The sequence below is a fragment of the Duganella sp. Root336D2 genome (genome assembly GCF_001425005.1).
Taxonomy (GTDB): domain Bacteria; phylum Pseudomonadota; class Gammaproteobacteria; order Burkholderiales; family Burkholderiaceae_D; genus Rugamonas.
Window position 1 is genome coordinate 1 of sequence record NZ_LMDB01000036.1, and the last position, 19,996, is coordinate 19,996.

The following is a 19,996-nucleotide window of genomic DNA, read 5'->3' on the forward strand; positions in this document are numbered from 1 at the left end:
AATGCAGGAATTACGGGGCAGCGCCATGCAGCTGTGGAATTGGAAATGGGCACAGCTTAAACTAAGCGGCAAAGTGTCTTGACTGATGGGTCCACTTTAGGCCGCCACCGCACGTTTGAGTAGAGTGGCGTTGTGACAATTAGAGATATTTTGCAATGTGGCAAAATGTTATGCTGTCCGAAAATCCTGGCCTTTACTGTCAAGGGCACGCTAGGGGATCGTCCACTTACCGGCTATTGCGAGATTAAAATGGCAAAAGTAATAAGCTTTTTCAATAATAAAGGTGGCGTCGGCAAGACGACGACTTCGACAAATGTTGCCGCCGGGTTGGCGCAAAAATTCGGAAAGAAGGTGTTGTACATCGATCTTGATCCGCAATGTAACTCCACGCTACTCATAACTGGCGAAGAAAAAGTAACGGATTGCTATTGGATTAACCCGGGTAAAACCGAAACGATCCTTGACGTGGTAGCACCTCTTCTAGAAGACGAACCCACAATTGCATTCGACAAAAAAATGGTTAACACCATGCCTAATAGATTCGGGGTGCATATTTTGATGGGGCATCCTCGATTGTCCGCGATCGAAGATCGTCTGGGTGATGCTTGGGTGAAATTGGCTGGCGGCGAGATAGGAGCACTTAGGAAGACAAATTGGTGCCATGCTTTACTTACGGAGCTGCGAGATAGTTACGATTACATCTTCATTGACTTAGGACCTAGCCTTGGGTCATTAAATAGATCTGCTTTAATTGCGTCTGACTTCTTTGTGACTCCCATGTCCATAGATATCTTCAGCATTATTGGTCTTCGTAATATATCTGATTGGTTAACTCAATGGATAAGAAGGTACGAGCGCGGTGTGGAGAATCTTATTCAAAATGATCAGGAAAAATTACTTGATAAGTACCCGGTCCGCCGCGATTTGCCGATAAAATCAGGCTGTATCGGTTACACCACTCAGTCGTATGCTACGCGAAAAAATAAGGATGGTGAGAAACGCCCGACTCATGCTTTTGAAAATATATTGAATCAATTTGGGGAAGAGTTTGTTTTAAATTTAGGTAATTTCATGGCTGATTCAGCTAAAGACTCCTTAGTTCTTGGGGAAATACCTAACATGTTTAGTCTTGCGCCGCTCGCGCAAAAGAATTCATCTCCGATTCGGGCTCTCAAAGCTAGTGACGGTATTTTTGGAGCTCACTACTCTCAAGCAAAAGTTTATTCTGAAATATTTGATTCCGTATCTGCGAATTTGATTTCTAATACGGGGGGCTAATTATGATAAATTGGCCAAATTCGCTGGTTGAGGAAATTGCTTCAAAACGAGCAATTCTCTTTCTAGGGTCCGGTATATCTTCGAGCTCTACTAATGCTGCTGGTATACGTCCGCCATCTTGGAAAAAGCTACTTGAGGATGCCGTGGCGAAGTTTGTAACCCGGCCTGAGGACATTAAATTTGTAACAGAACTCTTGCAGAAAGAGTTATTTCTAGATGCTGCGGAAGTCGTGTTTGATGGGGTTCCACAAGCTGATCGCCGAGTATTTTTCCAGGATGTTTTTGCCGTTCCAAGATTTAAGGCATCTGATTACCACGCGGCAATACAGGGAATTAACGCTAAGATTGTTATTACTACAAATTATGATCAACTATATGAGGAACAATGTGGTGCTCTAGCCGCTGGGCGCGGTTATGCTGTAAGAAAATATAATGATCGAAATATTTTGAATGATGTACGCTCAAAAGATAATTTGATTGTAAAAGCGCACGGTTGCGTTAATAATACTGATGCGCTTATTTTAACTAGATCAGATTATTTTAAAATTAAGAAGGAGCATTGGCAGTTTTATAATGTTTTGGACAGCCTTCTTACCGTGAATACCGTAGTGTTCCTAGGTTGTAGCATGACAGACCCAGATATACAGCTTGTATTGGAAAACACGAATATTGCGGCGTCTTCGGATCATACTCATTACGCTGTTTTACCTAAGGGAAGGCACCCAGCGTTGCTCCGTGCCATGGAAAATTCATACAACATCAAAGCACTTGAGTATGATTATGACGCAGCTGGCGGACATAGCGTTCTCTATGATAGCCTTGTTGATTTAAAGTCAAGGATTGATGACGTTAGGCAAGTGTTGATTTAGGGTACTTGGCCAGTTCGGCCCCCGTTCGGCGTTCGGCAGCCGCAAGCCCTTGACCCGCATCAACTTTCTGACAGGGATGCCACGGCAGCAGGTATACTGTTTCGGGATTAGATCGGCTTTCAAGGGGCTCCGCTGCGGCGGCCAGGAAAGCCGTTACGTTTCTTCGACTTGGTGCCCATAGATTTGCAGGATCGTCGTTCTGTTAATCCGCAGGTCCCTGGTTCGAGTCCGGGTCGGGGAGCCAGAGCACAGAAAAGCCTTTTATCGACGCTCGGATTCGAGGGTGATCTACAGCTTGTTGCCGGGCAATTGAGTTGCGGCGGCGCTTCGCCCGCCGGCTGGCCTGAAAAAGCAGTAAAATACCGCGGTACTGAAAGCCCAACCATTCGGTTGGGCTTTTTGCTTTGCGCGGGAGGATGTCATGGCAAAAAAGAAAGAGGAGCTCGATCCGGAAACCCTGGAACTGATCCAGTGGTGTATCGAGGTGGAAGGATTCCTGGTCAAAGGCGGCGCCACGGTGGAGCAGGCCCAAGACCATATCGAAGAACAAGTTGAATGGTTCACCGACCTGTTCTATGACGGACTGACGCCGGAAGAGGCGGCAAAGGAAGCGCTGGCCTGAACCGGACAGGCGCTGAAAAAAAAAGGCTTTGCGATCGCTCGCAAAGCCTTTTTGCTTTGTGCCGCCCGTGAGGGCGGCAGCACCTTCAATTAGAAGCGGTAGGTTGCGCTTACGTTGAAGTAACGGCCCTGATTGCTGTGCAGCTGCTCGGAGTAGCCGCCCAGCGGGTAGAAGCTGGTGGTGTCGATACCCGAGTTCGGAACGTATGGCGCCTTTTCGTCGAACAGGTTCTTGATGTTCACCGACAGGGTCAGGTTCTGGATACCGGTGTAGGTGTAGCCCAGGCCGACGGTAGTCCAGCTGTTGATCTGGCATTTCGGGAAGTAGGCTTCATACAGCGGCACGTTCGGGTCGCGGTTCGGCGCTGCATCGGTCGGCTTCTTGGTACCGTAGTGGCAGAACGGCGCAGCGTACGTGGTATCTGCGTCGTACTGGCGCATCAGCGAGATTGGACCGACGTACTGGATCGAAGCGTTGACCGAGTGAACATCAGCGAAGCGCCAGGTGGTCGACAGGTAGCCTTTGAAGCGCGGCACGCGGGTGTTGTTGCTCAGGTTCCAGTCCCACAGGCCTGGGTCCTTGCCAACCACATTGTGCTCGATGTCGCCTGCATTCTGGGCGATCTTGTACGAGTGCGTGTAGGTACCGGAGAACTTGGTCAGCAGGTTGCCCCACGAGCCGAGCTTGTTGGTGATGGTCGCGTCGAAGTCGATACCTTTGATATCTTTCGCGCCCTGGTTCAGCCATGGCTCTTTGACCATCAGCAGCGGGCCGGTACCCGGGATCGGGTTGCCGTTGGCGTCAGTCACAAAGTTAACCGGGTTGGTGTCACGTACGATGTTGTCCGGATTGCGATCTTCGTGCTTCAGGGCTTCGGACGCGGAGCCCAGGATCACTTCGCCTTCCTTGCGGATGCGGAAGTAGTCGATGGTGATGCCGACGTTGGACAGCGGAGCCAGGATCAGGCCCAGGGTGTAAGACTTGGATTTCTCTGGCTTCAGGTCCGGATTGAAACCACCGGTGCCGGCTGCGGATTTGCCGCAATCGAGTGGGGTTGCATTTGGTTTCGGGGTTTTCTCGTCGACTTCGCAGCGCTTCGGATCAAACAGGTTACGCAGGAAGAACTGCGAACCGCCCGGGGTGACCTGGTTCAGCGCAGGAGCGCGGAAGCCACGGCTGTATGCACCGCGTACGGCGAATTGTTCGACCGGGGTCCACTTGATGCCGAACTGCGGCACGCGGCTGGTTTCCAGTTTCTCGAACTTGTCGATACGGCCGGCAGCGCTCAATTCCAGCGTTTTCAGCACAGGTGCACGGAATTCCGTATAGAACGATTTGACGTCGCGCTGGCCGTGCAGCACAGTGTTGGACAGGCCCAGGATGTTGCCGGTTGCCAGCAGTTCATCCGGATTCAGGTCCATCTTCTCCTTGCGGTATTCGCCGCCGAGCGCCACAGCCATTTTGCCGCCAGGCAGTTCCGGGCCGAATTCGCGGTTGGCGCGCAGGTCGATCTGGGTGAAGGACGAGGAGTTGTTGGAGGTTACGTCACGGCTCAGGGTTGGGTCGGCCGCCAGTTGCGCCAGGGTGGTGCCGGTGTTCAGCTTGCGCAGGGTTGGCAGGTACAGTTGGCCCAGGGAGGTGTCCTTGCGGCGGGCTTCGTTCCACAGCAATGCGGATTCGATGTCCCAACCCATGGCCGAACCACGTACGCCGGCCAGGGCGCGCAGGTAGTCATTGCGGTTGTTGTTACCGGCTGGCAGGTTTTCAAAGCGATAACCCACCGAAGCGCGAGCGTTCGGGAATGGATTGTCCGGATGGCCGATTTCCAGGATTGCCTGGAATGGGTCGGTGGTGCCAATCTGGGTGAAGTTGGTGGTCTGGGACTGGCCCAGGACACGCGGACCGCTGGTGCCGGTATAGGTACGCTCGGAGCGGCTGAAGGCTACCTCAGCGAATGCGGACCAGTTGTCGTTGATGCGGATTTCGCCGCGGCTCATCAGGTTGGTGTCTTTGCCGGCCGACTGTGCTTCCAGGTATTTCAGCAGGTCGTAGTTACAGAACTTGCGGTTCATGAACACGGAGGTGCTAGGCAGCCCAGTGGCAGGAGTGCCAGTGATCTGCTGGGAAGGATCGCAGTTCAGCGTAATATTCAGGCGCTGGTCGCGGTTGGCCTGGGTCACGCCGAAGTTCTTCGAGCCCGGTGCGGATTCGCGATAGAACACTGGAGAAGCCGAAACAGTGCTGCCGAACTGGGTGGCGTAGCGGTTGTTCAGGGTCTGGTAGGTGTCCCATTCGATGTCGCGTGCTTCGTCGCGGCGGGTGCGGTCGCGGTGCGCTACGTCCAGGGTGGCGAAGATGTTGTAGCCGTCGGTGGCCAGGTCGCCTTTACCGACGACCAGGTTCATACCCTGGCGGCCGAACTTGCCGTCGTCATTGACGCCGGCGCGGGCGGAGACTTCCACGCCCTGGTAATTGGTCTTGGTGATGAAGTTGATAACGCCTGCAACGGCGTCGGAGCCGTAAATTGCCGATGCGCCTTCCTTCAGGATTTCCACGCGTTCCAGCGCCGAGACCGGGATGCTGTTCAAGTCGTACAGCGACGAGTTACCGTCGTTCGGGTCGGCGTAAGCGCCGATCACGACGCGGCGGCCATTCAGCAGCACCAAGGTCGAGGTCGAGCTCAGGTTGCGCAGCGAAACAGTCGCCGCGCCGCGCGAGAAGCCGCCGTCGGTCACGTCGAAGTTGTTGTCGGAGCCCACCGCTGGGATGGTTTTCATCAGTTCCTGGACGGACTGCGCGCCAGTGTTCTTGATGTCTTGCGCGGTCAGGACTTGTACAACGTTGGTGCTTTCCTTGGCGGTACGCTTCAGGTTGGAGCCCGTGACGTACACGGTGGTCGGCGCTGGGCTGGCTGCTTGTTGCGCCAGTGCGTAGTCAGCACCGCCGAATGCCAGCAGTACAGCCAACGCGCCTTGTTTCAGTGCGAGTTGCTTGGTCAAAACATTTCTCCCTATCGGTTTTACTATTGATTACCAGTGGCTTGTTGCTATCACTTATTAGGTTGTGATATGGGCGCCACTATCGCACGAGGGTGTAATCTTTTGATAGGATTTAGTGTCAGATAAGCAATTATTTGTGTGGTAATAGTTGTTTTTCGGTCAAAGCGAAAGGTTTAATCGGTAGTTGCTTGCGAATTGTCAGGCCCGCAAACAGTGCCAGGAGGCGACTGTTGCGGGTTTGCGGACAAGCCGCGCCGTCAGGCGACGTGGTAGACCATGGAAGCACCGCCCACCGGCGTCCCTTGATCGTTGAGCTGGGCCACGTTGATCTGGTACTGGCTTCCTGGCGCGGAGGCGGCTGGGACGCTGGTCTGGAGCGCCAGCGGATACATCATGGCTGCGTCTTTTTCCATGGTGACCCTGACCACCGACTGGCGGATTTCGACATAACGCTTGCCATTGCGTAGCACCACGTCGCCGCCTTCCACAGCCACATTGCCGAGTGTGCGATGCGGCAGGCAGTCGAAGTGCGAGCCTTTCGCCAGCGTCAAAATGCCGCAACAGCAGGCGAAACGGGTCTTGACGCGGGTGTCTTGCAGGAAGACCAGGCCGCAGTCCTTTTTCATGTCTTCATCGCCGTGGGTCTGGCCCGGCACCGGGTCGACCTGGTTGTCGAAATCGATGGCAGGGAAGGCTGAACCATCTTCATCCAGCGATAGCGTGAGCGGCATGGTTTCTGGCAGGTGGCTGCGGTCGATCACCAGCGTCATGCGCGCTTCACGGTTGTAGCGGCTACCCGCCACGAAGGGGAAGGCTGCGCCGGCGCCGGCCAGCACGTCGATCACCGACAGGTTGCGCTGCGCGAGGTTGTTGCGGCGCGCGCTGATCGGGTCCCCGGTCAGCGGCGCGGTGGCAAAGGCGTAGTCGTTGTCGGAGTTGACGACGGCCAGCAGGCAAGGGTGCCATGGGTGGTTGGCCTGCCAGCCATACAGGTCTTCCGTTTGCGCCGCTTCGATGCGGAACTTGGCCATGACCGTGCCGCCGGCCGGTACGTTGGCAAAGCTGGTGGTGATCCCGGTGGGGCTGACGTGCATGGCGTCGACCTGGCTCCAGTCGGGCGGATAGACGAACTGCAGCCCGACGTACGGCGTAATGCGGGTGCTGACCGAAACATTGCGCGCGTCGCGGGCGCCCTTGTTGGTGACGCGCACGTAGATGTAGTTGGCCTGGCCGCGTTCCACGTTCTTCGATTGCAGCGGGTCGCTGGGTACAAAGACGTTGTCGTCGTTGATGCGCACCACGATGTCGGAGAAGTCCCAGAAATTGCCGCCGCTGAAAGGCTCGCTGCCGCTGTCGGACGGGGCATCCTTGATCATCACATCCGCTTCATCGAGGGCGCGGAAGACGTTGATGCGGCCGTAGCCCATCTCCTGGTTCCAGCTGCCGTTCGACTTGCCTGCAGTGTCGGCATACGCCACGGCGCCAACTTTCTGTGCGGTGCGTTCGATGTGGCCGCGCACCTGCATATTGTCCAGGGTCGGGTAGACGCTGCGGATCAGGGCCGCCAGGCCGGCCACATGCGGCGTGGCGGAGGAGGTGCCGTTGAATACCAGGTCATAGTCGGTGGCGTTGTACCCCGCCGCGCCCTGCCGGTCGGTGGTCGGGATGTGCACGCCGGGCGATACCACCGAGATCTGCGGGCCGAAGTTGGAGCCCCAGGGTTCGCCGTCCGGGCTGCCCGGCGTTTTGCGGTTGTCGACTTCGTCCGAGGCGCCGACGGCGATCACCAGCGGATTGGTGGCGGGGTAGGTGATCGGGCCGTTGTAGTTGTGGGTGGCGACGCACATCACCAGGTCGTTATTGAAGGCGCTCTGGATGGCGGGATCGATGATGGCCGGACTCCAGCCGTTCCAGCCGAAGCTCATGCTGATGATGCTGGCGCCATTGGCGGAGGCGTAGTTGATGCCGGCGGCGACTTCGACGTCGGTCCAGGCGTCAAAGGCGACCGGCAGGATCCGCGCATCGCCGGCGACGCCGGTGACGCCGGTACCGTTGTTGTAGGTGGCGGCCACGATGCCGGCGCAGGCGGTGCCGTGGTTGCCGGTAGGTGAACCGTCGCCGCTCATGGTGCCGAGGTTGATGCCGGGGGCGGCGAAGCGCAGGTCGGGGTGGGTCAGGTCGCAGCCTTCATCGAGCACGCAGACCACGGTGGTGGCGGCGCCGGTGGTGATGTCCCAGCCGGTGGTGCCGGGGCCGCCCGCTTCAATGCGCGTCATGTCCCACTGCTGCGGGAACAGCGTGTCGTTGGGAGCGATCGAGGTCGGCGTCAGCAGCGGCATGGTCTCGAACTGGAAGTCGGAAATCGGCGCGTTGGGAACCTGGCGCAGGCGTTCGCGCAGCTGGTAGGCGTTGATCTCCTTGATATTGCTGATCTGTAGATAATGGTGGCCATTCAGGTAGCGCGATTTTTCCACGACCTCCTGGATCGCCGGTTCGGCCGCGCCTTTAGCGCCCAGTCCTTCCGGCAGCTTGAAGCCTGCATCGCGCTGGCGCAGCTTGACCAGGGCTACGTGCGGCAGGGGCGCCATCAGGGCGCGGCGGCCGCGCTGGCCGGCCTGGCGGTAAACCGGACCGATCCAGTCGATCCCCAGTTGGGCGCCGGCCTCTTCGATCCTGGCGAGGCGCCCGTCATCCAGCGGGCGGCGCGACTGCACGAAGTAGCGGGTCTTGGTATGGTTGACGCGTTCACCCGGCACCATGCCTTCATCCGCTTCGTCTTCCAGGAACAGGTCCACGCTGTGCAGGCATTGTTCGACGGCGCCACGCTCTTTCGGCTGTTTGAGTGCGACGAGAAGGCGGGTGGTATCGAGCGCCAGCGTGGCGCCCGAGGCATGGCTCATTTCTTGCGGAAAATTCTTCATGATGTCTCCTGGCGAGTTCGGGAATCCCCTTTTGTTGCGGGGATCAAACCAGTCTAAGAGGGCTATTTGATCGGGCTTTGACCTGCGTCTATCATGCGGCATATACCAACCGGAGACAGCCATGAAAAACTTCGCTTCTGTCGTTGCCGTGTTCGCCATCTTCGCTGCCCAGCCTGCTTTGGCGCTGGAGCAGTCCGCTGCCATCAAGGTCACCAGATTGCTGCAGTCGCCGTCCAGCTGGAATGGCGCGGCGCTGGCCTATCCGGGCGGACAGGCGGAAGTCACGGCGCTGCTGGTTGAAATCGCCCCTGGCGGCGAAACCGGCTGGCACCTGCATCCTGTGCCGTCGTTCGGCTACGTGCTGGAAGGCGAACTGGAAGTGAGCCTGAAAGACGGGACCGTCAAGCGGGTGGTGGCCGGACAGGCACTGGCCGAAGTGGTGAATACCTTGCATAACGGCCGCAATGTGGGCAAGGGGCCAGTCAAGCTGCTGGTGTTCTATGCGGGAGCTGTGGGTAGCACACTGACGGTCAAGGAATAGTGCTTGAAACTTATAGTGGGTATATAATGCGCGCTATTTTGCGGCGACAGACCGCAACCTGTGGGGAGAATAGGGGACATCCATCAAACCGCCCACAAGGAAAGAACATGATGAAGTTGTCCAAGATGCACGTGCTGGTGAGCCTGGCCACTGTGCAGATGGCCGCCATGGCCCAGGAAGCAGCCCAGGCCCCAGCCGGCCAAATGGAAGTAGTGACCGTTACCGCACAGCGCCGCGCCGAGAATATCCGCGACGTGCCGGTGTCCGTATCTTCGTTCAAGGCCGAAAAGCTGGACATCCTGCTGTCCGGCGGACAGGATATTCGCGTCCTGGCGGGCAAGACGCCGTCGCTGAACGTCGAATCGTCGACCGGCCGTGTATTCCCGCGCTTCTACATCCGCGGCTACGGTAACGCCGACTTCGCCGTGTTCGCCTCGCAGCCGGTTTCGCTGATTTACGACGACGTGGTGCAGGAAAACCCGATCCTGAAGGGTTACCCGATGTTCGACCTGGCCAACGTGGAAGTGCTGCGTGGCCCGCAAGGCACCCTGTTCGGCCGTAACACCCCGGCCGGCGTGGTCAAGTTCGAATCGGCCAAGCCAAGCCTGCGCGGCGTGGAAGGCTTCTACAACGTCTCCTACGCAAGCGATGCTACCGTCAACCTGGAAGCAGCCGCCAACGTGCCGCTGTCGAAAGAGTGGGCCCTGCGCGTATCGACTCTGCGCCAGCACCGCGACGACTTCGTCAGCAACACCTTCACCGGCCAGCCTGATGCGCTGGAAGGCTACAACGAGCACGCAGAGCGCGTGCAGGTGCTGTACCAGCCGAACGGCGTGTTCAATGCCCTGTTCAACGTGCACCAGCGCCAGACCACCGGCAGCTCGCGCCTGTTCCGCGCCAACATCATCAAGAAGGGTTCCAATACCTTCGTCGACGGCTTCGATCCTGAGCGCATCGCCATCAACGGCCGCGAAGACCAGGAACTGAAAACCCAGGGCGCCAATGTGCGCATGAGCTGGGACCTGGGCGCGCACAAGCTGTACTCGATCACTGGTTATGAAGCCGTGGCCCGCTACAACTCGCGCGGCGACATCGACGGCGGCAATCCAGGCGATGCACCTGCCGTGCCGTTCCAGGTTGCCACCGGCGCTTTCGTACCTGACATCAAGCAGTACTCGCAAGAGTTCCGCGTAGAGTCCAAGTACACCGGCCCGATGAACTGGCAGGCAGGCGTGTACTACTTCGACGAGAAGGCAGTGGCAGGCCAGGACAACTTCAACGTTGCCGGCACCCAGACTTCGCGCGTGAAATCGCAGCAGAAGAACGAAGCCTGGGCGCTGTTCGGCTCCGTGAACTATGCCGTGAACGACGCGTTCACCGTGCGCGGCGGCCTGCGCTACACTGAAGACAAGAAGGATTTCGACACCCTGGAAACCACCGGTACCACCCTGGTTGGTCCTAAGTCGGTTTCGGAGTCCAAGGACAAGTTCAACTGGGACCTGAGCGGTACCTATAAGCTGAACAACGACGTCAGCCTGTACGCACGCTACGCCACCGGCTTCCGCGCACCATCGATCGCTGCTGCTTCGACTTCGGTGCCGATCACCGTGGCTGACGCCGAAACCATCACGTCGATCGAAGCCGGTGTAAAAGCCGACCTGTGGAACCGCCGCGCACGCGCCTCCCTGAGCGTGTACGACTACGACGTCAAGAACCAGCAGCTGACCGTGGTCGGCGGCAACTCCAACGTCACCAAGCTGATCAACGCTGCCAAGACCAAGGGCCGCGGCATCGAAGGCGAGATCGAAGGCTTCATCACCAACGACTTCAAGATGTCCGCCAGCGCGTCGTACAACTTCACCGAGATCCGCGATCCTTCGCTGTCCCTGAACAAGTGCGCGCAGTGCACCGTGCTGGATCCGATCAATGCGTCCGGCCGCGTGCTCATCGACGGCAATGCGCTGCCACAGGCGCCGAAGTGGATCATCAACCTGAACGCCCGCTACAACTACCCGCTGGCCGAAGGCAACCTGTTCGTGGTGACCGACTGGTCCTACCGTTCGAAGGTGAACTTCTTCCTGTATGAAGCAGTTGAATTCACCGGCGCTCCGCTGACCGAAGGCGGCCTGCGCGTTGGCTACAACTGGGATGGCGGCAAGTACGAAGTCGCAGCCTTCGCACGCAACATTACCGACCAGCGCCGCATCACCGGCGCCATCGACTTCAACAACCTGACCGGCTTCATCAACGAGCCACGTCAGTTTGGCGTGCAGTTCAAAGGTTCGTTCTGATCCCGGGCTGAAGCCGCCGCATGAGTGTGCGGCTTCGCCATCGCAAGCGGCCTTCGGGCCGCTTTTTCATTTTTGGTGACAATTGAATATATTTCCATATGGAAATGTTTAGCATAATGCGTGTTTTGATTTTGAGAAGAGTCATCAAATGCGTTTGCTAACCCGCCTGCTATCCCTTGCCATATTGGGTGCTGCCAGTTTGACCTGCCGCGCTGCCCCTCCCATTACTACGTCCCAGCTGCCTCCGATTCCTTTCGGTCTGCCGTGCGCAGATGGCGTGGTCACTAAACATTGTGAGATACGAAGCATCATCAGCACTCGCGGCATGAGCGTGCATGAAAGCTGGCGCATGGATCGCTTCCAGGAACTGGACCAGCAACTGCAAGCGTTATGCGCGGCAGATTCGCGCTTGCCTGATGGGCAGCCAGAATTGCTGGTCTTCGTTTCGGCTTTTTATCCGATGTTCGACGCCTGGAGGGACTGGGATCGCGTGGGCGCAAAACTGAAAAAATGGCGTAGCGAATCGCCTGATTCGGCAGCGCAAGCAATCGTTGAGGTCATGTATTGGGATAGTTATGCCTGGTATGGACGCGGCGGCGGATACGCGAGCAGCGTTCCAGAGGCGGCATGGGAGTTGTTCCGCGAGCGATTGGCAAAGGCCTCGGCCCGCTTGGAAGAGAGCAAAGCGATGGCGGGCAACTGTCCGGTGTGGCACAGCTTGAATATTTCGACACTGATCAACAGCGGGGCGTCACGCACCAAGATCAACTCGGCCTACGCCGAGGCGGTGAAGGCGTTCCCGGCATCGCAGCAAGTGCATTTCGCGATGGGCCGCTCGATGGAGGTCAAGTGGGGCGCGAATCCTGGTGATTTCGAGCGCTTTGCGCGCCAGGCAGTCAAACTCTCGCAGCGTGAAGAGGGGGACGGGCTCTATGCACGCCTGTTCTGGTCCAGAGACTGCAATTGCGACGACGCGCTCTCTTTCGGACGGCCGGGCGATCCCGATTGGAAAACCATGAAGGCTGGCTTTGAGGACCTGTTGCAGCGTTATCCGGATCAGATCTACAACAAGAACAAGTTCGCTGCCTTTGCATGTCGTGCGAATGACCGCGCCACCTACGCAAAGTTAAGGCGAGAGCTGGGCGACAATATTGTCGAACATCTGTGGCCGGATTCATGGAAACCTGAAGTTTGCGACCGTGAGATGGCGAAAAGTCCCGCAGTTGCGCCTGCCCGCGAAAAAAAATTCCAGGGGACTAGGCAAACCTGAATTGGGTCGATATAATGCGGCCTCTTTTCCCTGATAGCTCAGTCGGTAGAGCGACGGACTGTTAATCCGCAGGTCCCTGGTTCGAGTCCAGGTCGGGGAGCCAGAATTTTAAAAGGCCATGTTTCACGACATGGCCTTTTTGCATTGGAGATTACAAATGGAATGGAAACCCAAGCGATGGGTGGCAGTCGTACTGTCGCTGTTTTCGAGCCCGCTTGGGCTACTCTATATCGGCAAGGTGCGGTGGGCTATCGGCTTCTCCATTCTTGTCTTGGCGTGCGCTGTAGTTGGCACCATCTTTCCTGGCCTTGCGGCGTTGATGTACGTGGCCACTGCGATGTCGCTGGTGCTGCCGGTATTCATGTTTTTCGTGGTTCGCCGCGTCGTGCTGCAGGTACGTCCATGGTATTCGCGGGCGAAAGGAATGCTGGCGATCGCTGCCGCTTTCGTGGTCCCGATCATGGCAGTTCGAATTTTCCTGTACGAGCCATTCCGCGTGCCGTCGGTCGCCATGGAGCCTACCTTGCCGCAAGGGGCAATCCTGTTGGCGAAAAAAGCCGGGTATGGGCATTACAGCGCCTATGGGCTCAATTTGGGGCGCGGCAGTTCTGCAAATCTGGCACACGGCGACCTGGTGGTTTTCGACTTCCCCCTGAAGCCGGCAACGACCTATGTCAAGCGCGTGATTGGCTTGCCGGGCGATATAGTTAAAGTGGAAGGCACGCAGGTAACGCTGAACGGTGTGCCTTCGCCCAATAAACAGCTTGATGACTCGGGCCTGGTCGAAGAGCAGTTGCAGGATGTGCGATATACGATTCTGGCACAAGGCGCGGGCTTTCCCTACTGGCAGGAACGTACTTTCCCCTCCAGGGACCAGTGCCACTTTACGGAAAACAGCATAGAGTGCCGCGTGCCCGATGGGCATTATTTCGTCCTCGGCGACAATCGCAATAACAGCGCCGACAGCCGGCTATGGGGATTCGTACCGGCAGACCATGTAGTCGGTAAGGTCGTCAAGGTGTTTTTCCCGTTCTGAATTGGAATGCGGATCTGTTGACTGTTAATCCGCAGGTCCTTGGTTCAAGTCCAGGTCGGGGAGCCAATACAATAAGAAGGCCAGCCTTCACAGCTTGGGTTTTTGCATTACGAGGAATGAAAATGGAAAACAACGAACAGCACTACATGATTCAACAGAACAAACTCAGTGAGCCGGAGAAGCCGCCGGTCTTTGCACGCGTCATGCGCAGCAAGGAGGGCGTGTTTGAGGGCGTCTCCTTCATCAAGAACAAGGAAAAGGCATCAATCCTGACGATGGCGCAGGCGCAGGAAGCCGTGGCATGGGCCGCCAGGAAAAAGTCTGGTGCGCACGAATACGCCACCAAGATTATCAGCGTTTGACCGTTCTCGGCTCGATGTCAGCGACGCTCGGTGCCGGAGCAACGCGAGCTTGTACTCTGCTTTAAGAATTGCCGCACCGGGAAGGGGTGTCGGCTTGGATTAGCTTGTGCCTCGCGTACGCACGACCTGCGTCCGACTGAGTGAATCATGCCACCACGTCTCACCCAATGAAAACGACATCGGCTCGAGTGGAATTAAGCGGCAAAACGTACGCAGCAGTGCGGTAGGTATAGATAGCGCTTGCCCTTCACTGGTCACAACGCGCGTGCCGGTCAAAAGCTTTCCTACCGTCCTGCCGAAAAGTACCTCAAGTGCAACGTAGTAGGCGACATAAAAAATTATGTAGACGCCCCACCACTTGACGCCATTTAGTTCCCCAAGCGCCTCCAGGCCATAGCACACACCGTATACGATTTCCAGAGCCAGAAACCCTATACGTATGGCGATCGTGTCGGCCACAAAAGTCCAAAAGCGGCGAGTGGCTGAAGCAGGTTCCCCAGAAACCCGCTCCCTCTGCGCTAGCGCGCTACCTGGGGCGTATGGATTTTGGTCGAAGGACAATTAAACTCTCCTAGGTAAGCTAACGTCGATATTGGCCGTTTGCGCGTCAAGCAGGACTCTAACCCATCTGACAGTCATTTTCAGACACTGTCTCAATTCTCAAGTGGTGCGCTGGGAGTGGCCAGTGCCGTGATGATGGTTTCATGTTTGGCGGAGCCTTTGCCACGCATCGTCTTTCCACAGCCTTTGCATTGCGCAGGCAAATGCTAGCGGCGTGTGCGCCAGAAACACTATCGGCAGCAGTTGGAAAGAGTCGATCGGAAATTTCGGGGCCGTTTTCATTTGAACGGAACAAGTACTAGAACTCGCGCCGGTGCCAAAAACAGTCGGGCAGCGGGGCCATGCCGATGCGCTGGTAAAAGGGCACTGCTTCCGGCACTGCGCTGAGTATGAGGCTGACGGTAGGCCCGAGATGGGTGCGCATTTCTTCGATCAGGCGTGCGCCGATACCTTGTCCTTGCGCCTCGTCGCTGACTGCAAGGTCGGACAGGTAGCAGGCAAACGAGAAGTCCGTTATCGCACGCGCGATACCGACAAGTTTCCCGTCCATGCGTGCCGTTAAAACCAGGTTGGCGTTTGCGAGCATGGCCTCCAGGCGTGCGGCGTCGTCCACCGGACGGCGCCGGCTCAGGCCTGATGTGACCAGAAGGTTGCGGAACTCGTCGACGCTGACGCCGGCTTCAACCGCGTAGGTGATGGCAGTGATATTCATGCGTTCAATTTTACCAAATTGATAACTGTTTCGTTCTTGTTAGGAGTGTGGGTTCATTGCAACCATGACGCCTAATGGCAGCACCTATAATGTTGCATTAGTTGAAATTAATGAGGATTCCAGGAATGTCCGCTGCCAAAGTTTTCTTCTCCGTCCTGCTGGCATTCGTGAGCGTGGGCATACGGGCTGAAACTGCTCCAATCCGTAGCGTTGCCGTGCTTTCATTGGCCGGCAACAGCCTGGCCCTGCATGTGCAGCGCCATCAGGTTGGAAGCCGGACAGAGAGTTCACCGGTCGAGGTGCGACGGATGGAAGACCAGGTGTTTGACCAGGCCGCGATCATCGCTGCCCGCTCGTCGCTTCTTAAACTGCTGCCCGATGCGAAGCTGAACCTGATGATGACGCAGGATAAAGGACTGTACAGCGCCCAGAACGAGTTGTTCGAGCATCCCGAGCAGCATGTGGAGGATCGCAATTACTTGAAAACCCTGTTGAAAGAGCAGGGAGTGAGCCATGCGATCGTCATCAGCAAATTCCGTAGCGTCGCTGCGATCAAGCTGCTCGACGCGACAGTGGGAAGCGGCGCACTTGAGGGCCTGGGCTTCTATGTAGACGACATGATCGATACCCTCAACCGCCGTGACGATACCCGGTCGCGCGGCATGGTTGCGCCTTTCGCTTATGTGCGCGTCCGCCTGTTGGAGGCGGACTCCCTGAACGTGATTGGCGAAGGTACCGCGAAGCAGTCTTTCATCCTGGCGCGCCCATCAGCCGATTCTTCCGGCATGGATACCTTCAACAAAATGACGGGGGCGGACAAAGTCAAGAATGTCCGTACGGCGCTTGAATACGCGATGGAAGCAATTCTGCCGGGTGTGCTGGCGCAGTAATCAGCAATGCTGCTCGAGCCACTCGCCGACCAGCGGCCACAGTACTTTTTCCTGGTGCGAGCGGAAGAAGCCGAAATGGCCGATGCGTTCCTGGTTGAATGCGCCGGGGCTGAGTACGCGGTAGTCAACTTTGGCGCTGGTGTATGCCTCATGCAGCATGCGCGAGCCTGATTCGCGCAGCAGTTCATCGTCGCTGAAGGTGAGGCCGAGAACAGGGAAGCTGGCGCTGGCATACGCTTCGCGTGCACCGGGTTCGCCGGTGAGCAGGTAGTCCGGCGTGAGGCACCAGCGGCGCCATTGCATCATTGCGCCGCGCGGAATGTCGCCAAGGATGCCGAGGCGCTTGCCGGGAAAATAGCCGAGCAGCCTGCATAACAGTGGCGTCAGCACGTACCACAGCAGCGGTGCAGTACGCTGGATACGCGGCTGGTTGTGGCGCGTGGCGCCGCTGCCTACGGCGATGTTGATCAATCCCGCCACCTTGCCGATGGACGGCAGCAGTGGCGCTGTCTGGCCTCCCAGGCTGTGGCCAAGCAGGAATAGGGGAAGTGCGGCGTCCTGGTTTTGAGCGTGCTGCACGACGGACTCCAGGTCGAGCGCAATCCAGGTGGTGATGTCCGCCTTGCAGCGGCGCAGCGGGCCTTCGCGCGACTCGCCCATGCCGCGGTAGTCAAAAGTCCACACCCGGTACCCCAATCCCGCCAGGAATGCGGCGAAGGTGGCGTAGAAGCCTTGGGGAATCGCCATGCCGGGCGCGATTACTACTTGTGCGCGCGGCGCATGCGATGGATCATGGCGGTAGGCTGCCAGTTGCTGGCCGTCCTGGGTTTGCAGCGTGAGGCGGGTGGCGCTCATCGTTTCGGTGCTCCGTAAGAGGTGCCGGTATGGGCCGGGTTGGTGGCCAGCGTACGCCAGGCGGCGCTGCTCAATTCATCAATGGCATCCAGCGGATTGAAGCCAATACGCCCACCTAGCCAGTTGCGCGCCAATTCCTGCGAGGGACCGAGCAGCAGGGGACCATACAGTTCGATCGGCAAGCGGCGCAACACGCCCTGTTTGAACCAGGGTTTCAGTTTTTCGAATACTTCCTTGAAATGACCCGCGGTACGCTGGCGGATCGCATCGTCATGCTCGGCGCTGACGGCCTGGCGGCGTGCAAACAGGAAGCGCGCCATGTCGGGCTGTTCGACGATCCATTGCAGGTGGGTGCTGACGATGGCATGGATGGCGAATTCGGCGTTGCTGGCCTGGGCCACGTTGGCCTTGATCTGCTGCCAATAATTATCCAGTCCTTGTGTAAACAGGGCAGCTGCGATGCCTTCCTTGTTGCCGAAGTGGTGATAGATGCTCCCCACCGAAGCCTGGCTGCGCTGGCGGATGTCTTCTATCGACGCGGCCTCGATCCCTTTTTCGCAGAACACGGCGAGGGAGGCGGACAGGATGGCAGATTTTCGGTCGACTTGGGTCATGGCTAGAATACTGTTCTAGAATTTTATTCTAGTCAAGTTTCTTCGTTTCGGGTTAAGCTCATCGGCATGAAAAAGACTAGAGGCACCTCCCTTGGCACGCTGGTCCTGGTAACCGGCCTTGCCTTGAGTTCACAGGCGTGGGCAAGAAATGACTGTTCCGAGGGCTTTCTCAATCCGCAGAACGGCAATCCACACAACACCGCAAATGCCGCGCCGGTACCATTCCCGCTGAAGCAAGGCCTGGCGCTGGGCGAGGTGAGTTACAAGCTGCGCGACGATCCCAACACTTACACGCTCGAGCAGTACCTGGCGAAATTCTGTACCACTGGTTTCCTCGTGCTCAAAGAAGACCAGATCGTCTTCGAGCGCTACCTGCAGGGCCGCAAGCCAGGCGATAGCCTGTTGTCTGCCTCGATGTCGAAGACCATATTCGCCTTGCTGATGGGCATCGCGGTCAAGGAGGGCAAGCTGGCGCTGGATGAACACATTTCGGCGGTGCTGCCCGATTTCAAGGAGGGCGCCTTCGCCGACGACACGGTGGAAGACTTGCTACGCATGTCTTCCGGGGCGGCGCTGTTTAATTCCTTTGAGCCGGGCGCTGATTCGGATAACCGGGCGGTCAATCCGCTGATCTACCCGCGGCAGGATATACGCGAATATTTGGGCAGGAAAAAGGACCGCGCCGCGGCGCCAGGGACAGTGTTCAAATACAACGGCGCACAAACCGCTCTGCTGGGCGCCGCCCTGGCCCAGCGCGTGGGTGGGAAGAACCTCACGAGCTACCTTCAAGAGAAGCTGTGGATTCCGATGGGGGCGGAAGCCAAAGGGTACTGGATCAAGAACTACCACGACGAAGAAGGCGTGCAAGGCCAGTTCGCAGCAACCCTGCACGATTTTGCGCGGCTCGGATATCTCGTGATGAACCAGGGCCGTGTCAATGGAAAAGAGGTGGTTCCCGCCGACTGGATTGCGAAGATGACCGAGCTGCGGACCGACAGGCCACAACCTTCGCATCCGCCATATTATGGTTTGCATATCTGGATACCGCAGGCTGCCGGGGGCCGGGCCATGTTCTGGGGTGTAAACGGCCAGAACATTTTTGTCGATCCGGTTGCGCGGGTCGTGATTGTCCATACCGGTAACGGGCCGCGCGCGGAGTTCGACGGCAACCGGCATTTGTTTGCATTGCGGGACGCGATTGCGCGCAGCTTAAGTGCGCCACGTTAAGGATCGCACCATGTTTTTCAGCCTGCTATTCCTGGCCCTGTTGATAATGCAGCCGGCTGTAGCAAGTCCCGCAAAGGCATCACAGCAGATTGTCTATCCACGACCGGAGTCCGAGCATGACAGCCGCTACCTGTACGATTGGGAGGTGCTGCGCACGGCGCTCGAAAAGACCCGCGCCAGGTTTGGTCCGTACGAGTTGCGCCAGGCCAGCCAATACATGTCGCCGGCGCGGGTAAGCGCCGAAGCAGCCGGTGCTGGCTCCATCAATCTTTTCGTGCGCGCCACATCGGCGCAATTGGAGCTGCAGTTTCGTCCGGTGCGCATTCCGGTTGACCGCGGCCTGATCGGCTATCGCTTGCTCTTGGTACGCCACGAAGACTTGCCCCGTTTTGCGGAGGTCGAATCCCTCGAGCAGTTGCGCCGCTTCAGCATTGGCCAGGGCAAGGGCTGGGTCGATGTGAGCATCTTGCAGGCCGGCGGATTCAAGGTGGTGGAGGGGAATAATTACGACGGTTTGTTCTCGATGCTGGAAGTCAAACGCTTCGATGTCCTGTCGCGCTCTGTCGATGAGGCTTTGAGCGAATACGATGGATGGCACAAGCGCTTCGGCTTTGAGGTGGAACCGGGAATCGCGCTTTACTACCCTCTGGCGCGCTACTTCTTTACGCGGCGCGATGCGGAAGGGGAGGCGCTGGCGACCCGGCTCGAGGCGGGACTGGAGGCGATGGTGCAGGACGGCTCGCTGCAAGCGCTGTTCATGGCGCACAAGGGGGCGCTGATCAAGCGCTCCGGCCTGGCGCGGCGCCGCCTGTTCCGCATTCCTAACCCCGACTTGCCGCCGCAAACGCCATTGGGGCGCAGCGAGCTGTGGTATCGGCCGCAGGAATTGGCGGGCAAGCGATAGGCACAATTGCAATAGCCGCGTTACACTGGCTGCCAAGGAGGAGG

General features: G+C 57.7%; 17 protein-coding genes and 2 tRNA genes. 13 read left to right on the forward strand and 6 right to left on the reverse strand.

The genetic code is table 11. From position 1 onward, the window contains the following. The first annotated feature begins 249 nt into the window (after positions 1–249). From ASD07_RS22435 to ASD07_RS22450, 4 genes are all read left to right on the forward strand, one after another. The gene (locus ASD07_RS22435) at positions 250–1,278 is read left to right on the forward strand and encodes a ParA family protein (protein ID WP_156398147.1); all 1,029 of its coding nucleotides are present in this window, start codon (positions 250–252) and stop codon (positions 1,276–1,278) included. Positions 1,279–1,421: 143 nt separating this feature from the next. Then, the gene (locus ASD07_RS30400) at positions 1,422–2,147 is read left to right on the forward strand and encodes an SIR2 family protein (RefSeq protein WP_162246597.1); all 726 of its coding nucleotides are present in this window, start codon (positions 1,422–1,424) and stop codon (positions 2,145–2,147) included. A 174-nt stretch (positions 2,148–2,321) separates the two neighbouring features. Further along, positions 2,322–2,391 (forward strand) — tRNA-Asn (locus ASD07_RS22445). Between the two features lie 177 nt (positions 2,392–2,568). After that, a complete protein-coding gene (locus ASD07_RS22450; RefSeq protein ID WP_028104412.1) occupies positions 2,569–2,769 on the forward strand; it encodes a hypothetical protein in 201 nt (66 codons plus the stop codon). Positions 2,770–2,858: 89 nt separating this feature from the next. Here the strand turns inward: ASD07_RS22450 and ASD07_RS22455 are convergent, their stop codons facing one another. Both ASD07_RS22455 and ASD07_RS22460 read right to left on the reverse strand, forming a co-directional pair. Next, on the reverse strand, positions 2,859–5,768 hold the full coding sequence (locus tag ASD07_RS22455) for a TonB-dependent receptor domain-containing protein (RefSeq protein WP_055935424.1): 2,910 nt from the start codon (positions 5,766–5,768) through the stop codon (positions 2,859–2,861). Positions 5,769–6,025: 257 nt separating this feature from the next. Beyond that, complete coding sequence (locus ASD07_RS22460; RefSeq protein WP_055935427.1) at positions 6,026–8,689, reverse strand: S8 family serine peptidase; 2,664 nt, start codon at positions 8,687–8,689, stop codon at positions 6,026–6,028. Between the two features lie 121 nt (positions 8,690–8,810). On the opposite strand from ASD07_RS22460, the gene ASD07_RS22465 reads away from it, so the two are divergent. The 6 genes from ASD07_RS22465 to ASD07_RS22490 all read left to right on the forward strand — a co-directional run bounded on the left by ASD07_RS22465 (position 8,811) and on the right by ASD07_RS22490 (position 14,189). Next, the gene (locus tag ASD07_RS22465; RefSeq protein ID WP_055935429.1) at positions 8,811–9,230 is read left to right on the forward strand and encodes a cupin domain-containing protein; all 420 of its coding nucleotides are present in this window, start codon (positions 8,811–8,813) and stop codon (positions 9,228–9,230) included. A gap of 107 nt (positions 9,231–9,337) precedes the next feature. Continuing rightward, entirely contained in the window at positions 9,338–11,521 is a 2,184-nt protein-coding gene (locus tag ASD07_RS22470) for a TonB-dependent receptor (protein WP_055935431.1), read from the forward strand. A 325-nt stretch (positions 11,522–11,846) separates the two neighbouring features. Next, complete coding sequence (locus ASD07_RS22475; RefSeq protein ID WP_055935433.1) at positions 11,847–12,791, forward strand: DUF4034 domain-containing protein; 945 nt, start codon at positions 11,847–11,849, stop codon at positions 12,789–12,791. Positions 12,792–12,818: 27 nt separating this feature from the next. Continuing rightward, a tRNA-Asn gene (locus tag ASD07_RS22480) sits at positions 12,819–12,894 on the forward strand. A 54-nt stretch (positions 12,895–12,948) separates the two neighbouring features. After that, positions 12,949–13,827, forward strand: coding sequence for a signal peptidase I (lepB, locus tag ASD07_RS22485; protein ID WP_055935435.1), 879 nt, complete (start codon positions 12,949–12,951; stop codon positions 13,825–13,827). A 122-nt stretch (positions 13,828–13,949) separates the two neighbouring features. Then, positions 13,950–14,189 (forward strand): hypothetical protein, encoded by a 240-nt coding sequence (locus tag ASD07_RS22490; protein ID WP_055936373.1) that lies wholly within the window; start codon positions 13,950–13,952, stop codon positions 14,187–14,189. Between the two features lie 99 nt (positions 14,190–14,288). On the opposite strand, the gene ASD07_RS32410 is transcribed toward ASD07_RS22490, so the two are convergent. After that, the gene (locus ASD07_RS32410) at positions 14,289–14,750 is read right to left on the reverse strand and encodes an RDD family protein (RefSeq protein ID WP_055935436.1); all 462 of its coding nucleotides are present in this window, start codon (positions 14,748–14,750) and stop codon (positions 14,289–14,291) included. Between the two features lie 298 nt (positions 14,751–15,048). Then, on the reverse strand, positions 15,049–15,462 hold the full coding sequence (locus ASD07_RS22500) for a GNAT family N-acetyltransferase (RefSeq protein WP_055935438.1): 414 nt from the start codon (positions 15,460–15,462) through the stop codon (positions 15,049–15,051). Between the two features lie 125 nt (positions 15,463–15,587). Between ASD07_RS22500 and ASD07_RS22505 the strand changes: the two genes are divergently transcribed. Continuing rightward, positions 15,588–16,352: a hypothetical protein gene (locus ASD07_RS22505; protein WP_055935440.1), complete on the forward strand. Its 765-nt coding sequence runs from the start codon at positions 15,588–15,590 to the stop codon at positions 16,350–16,352. On the opposite strand, the gene ASD07_RS22510 is transcribed toward ASD07_RS22505, so the two are convergent. Together ASD07_RS22510 and ASD07_RS22515 are read right to left on the reverse strand one after the other, a co-directional pair. Then, positions 16,353–17,207, reverse strand: a complete 855-nt coding sequence (locus ASD07_RS22510) for an alpha/beta fold hydrolase (RefSeq protein ID WP_055935441.1) — start codon at positions 17,205–17,207, stop codon at positions 16,353–16,355. Beyond that, positions 17,204–17,821, reverse strand: a complete 618-nt coding sequence (locus ASD07_RS22515) for a TetR/AcrR family transcriptional regulator (protein WP_055935443.1) — start codon at positions 17,819–17,821, stop codon at positions 17,204–17,206. Before ASD07_RS22515 ends, ASD07_RS22510 begins: the two co-directional genes overlap by 4 nt. Before the next feature lie 66 nt (positions 17,822–17,887). Between ASD07_RS22515 and ASD07_RS22520 the strand changes: the two genes are divergently transcribed. Both ASD07_RS22520 and ASD07_RS22525 read left to right on the forward strand, forming a co-directional pair. Beyond that, positions 17,888–19,048, forward strand: coding sequence for a serine hydrolase (locus tag ASD07_RS22520; protein ID WP_082507521.1), 1,161 nt, complete (start codon positions 17,888–17,890; stop codon positions 19,046–19,048). A 10-nt stretch (positions 19,049–19,058) separates the two neighbouring features. Further along, the gene (locus tag ASD07_RS22525) at positions 19,059–19,952 is read left to right on the forward strand and encodes a hypothetical protein (RefSeq protein ID WP_055935446.1); all 894 of its coding nucleotides are present in this window, start codon (positions 19,059–19,061) and stop codon (positions 19,950–19,952) included. Positions 19,953–19,996: the final 44 nt, after the last annotated feature.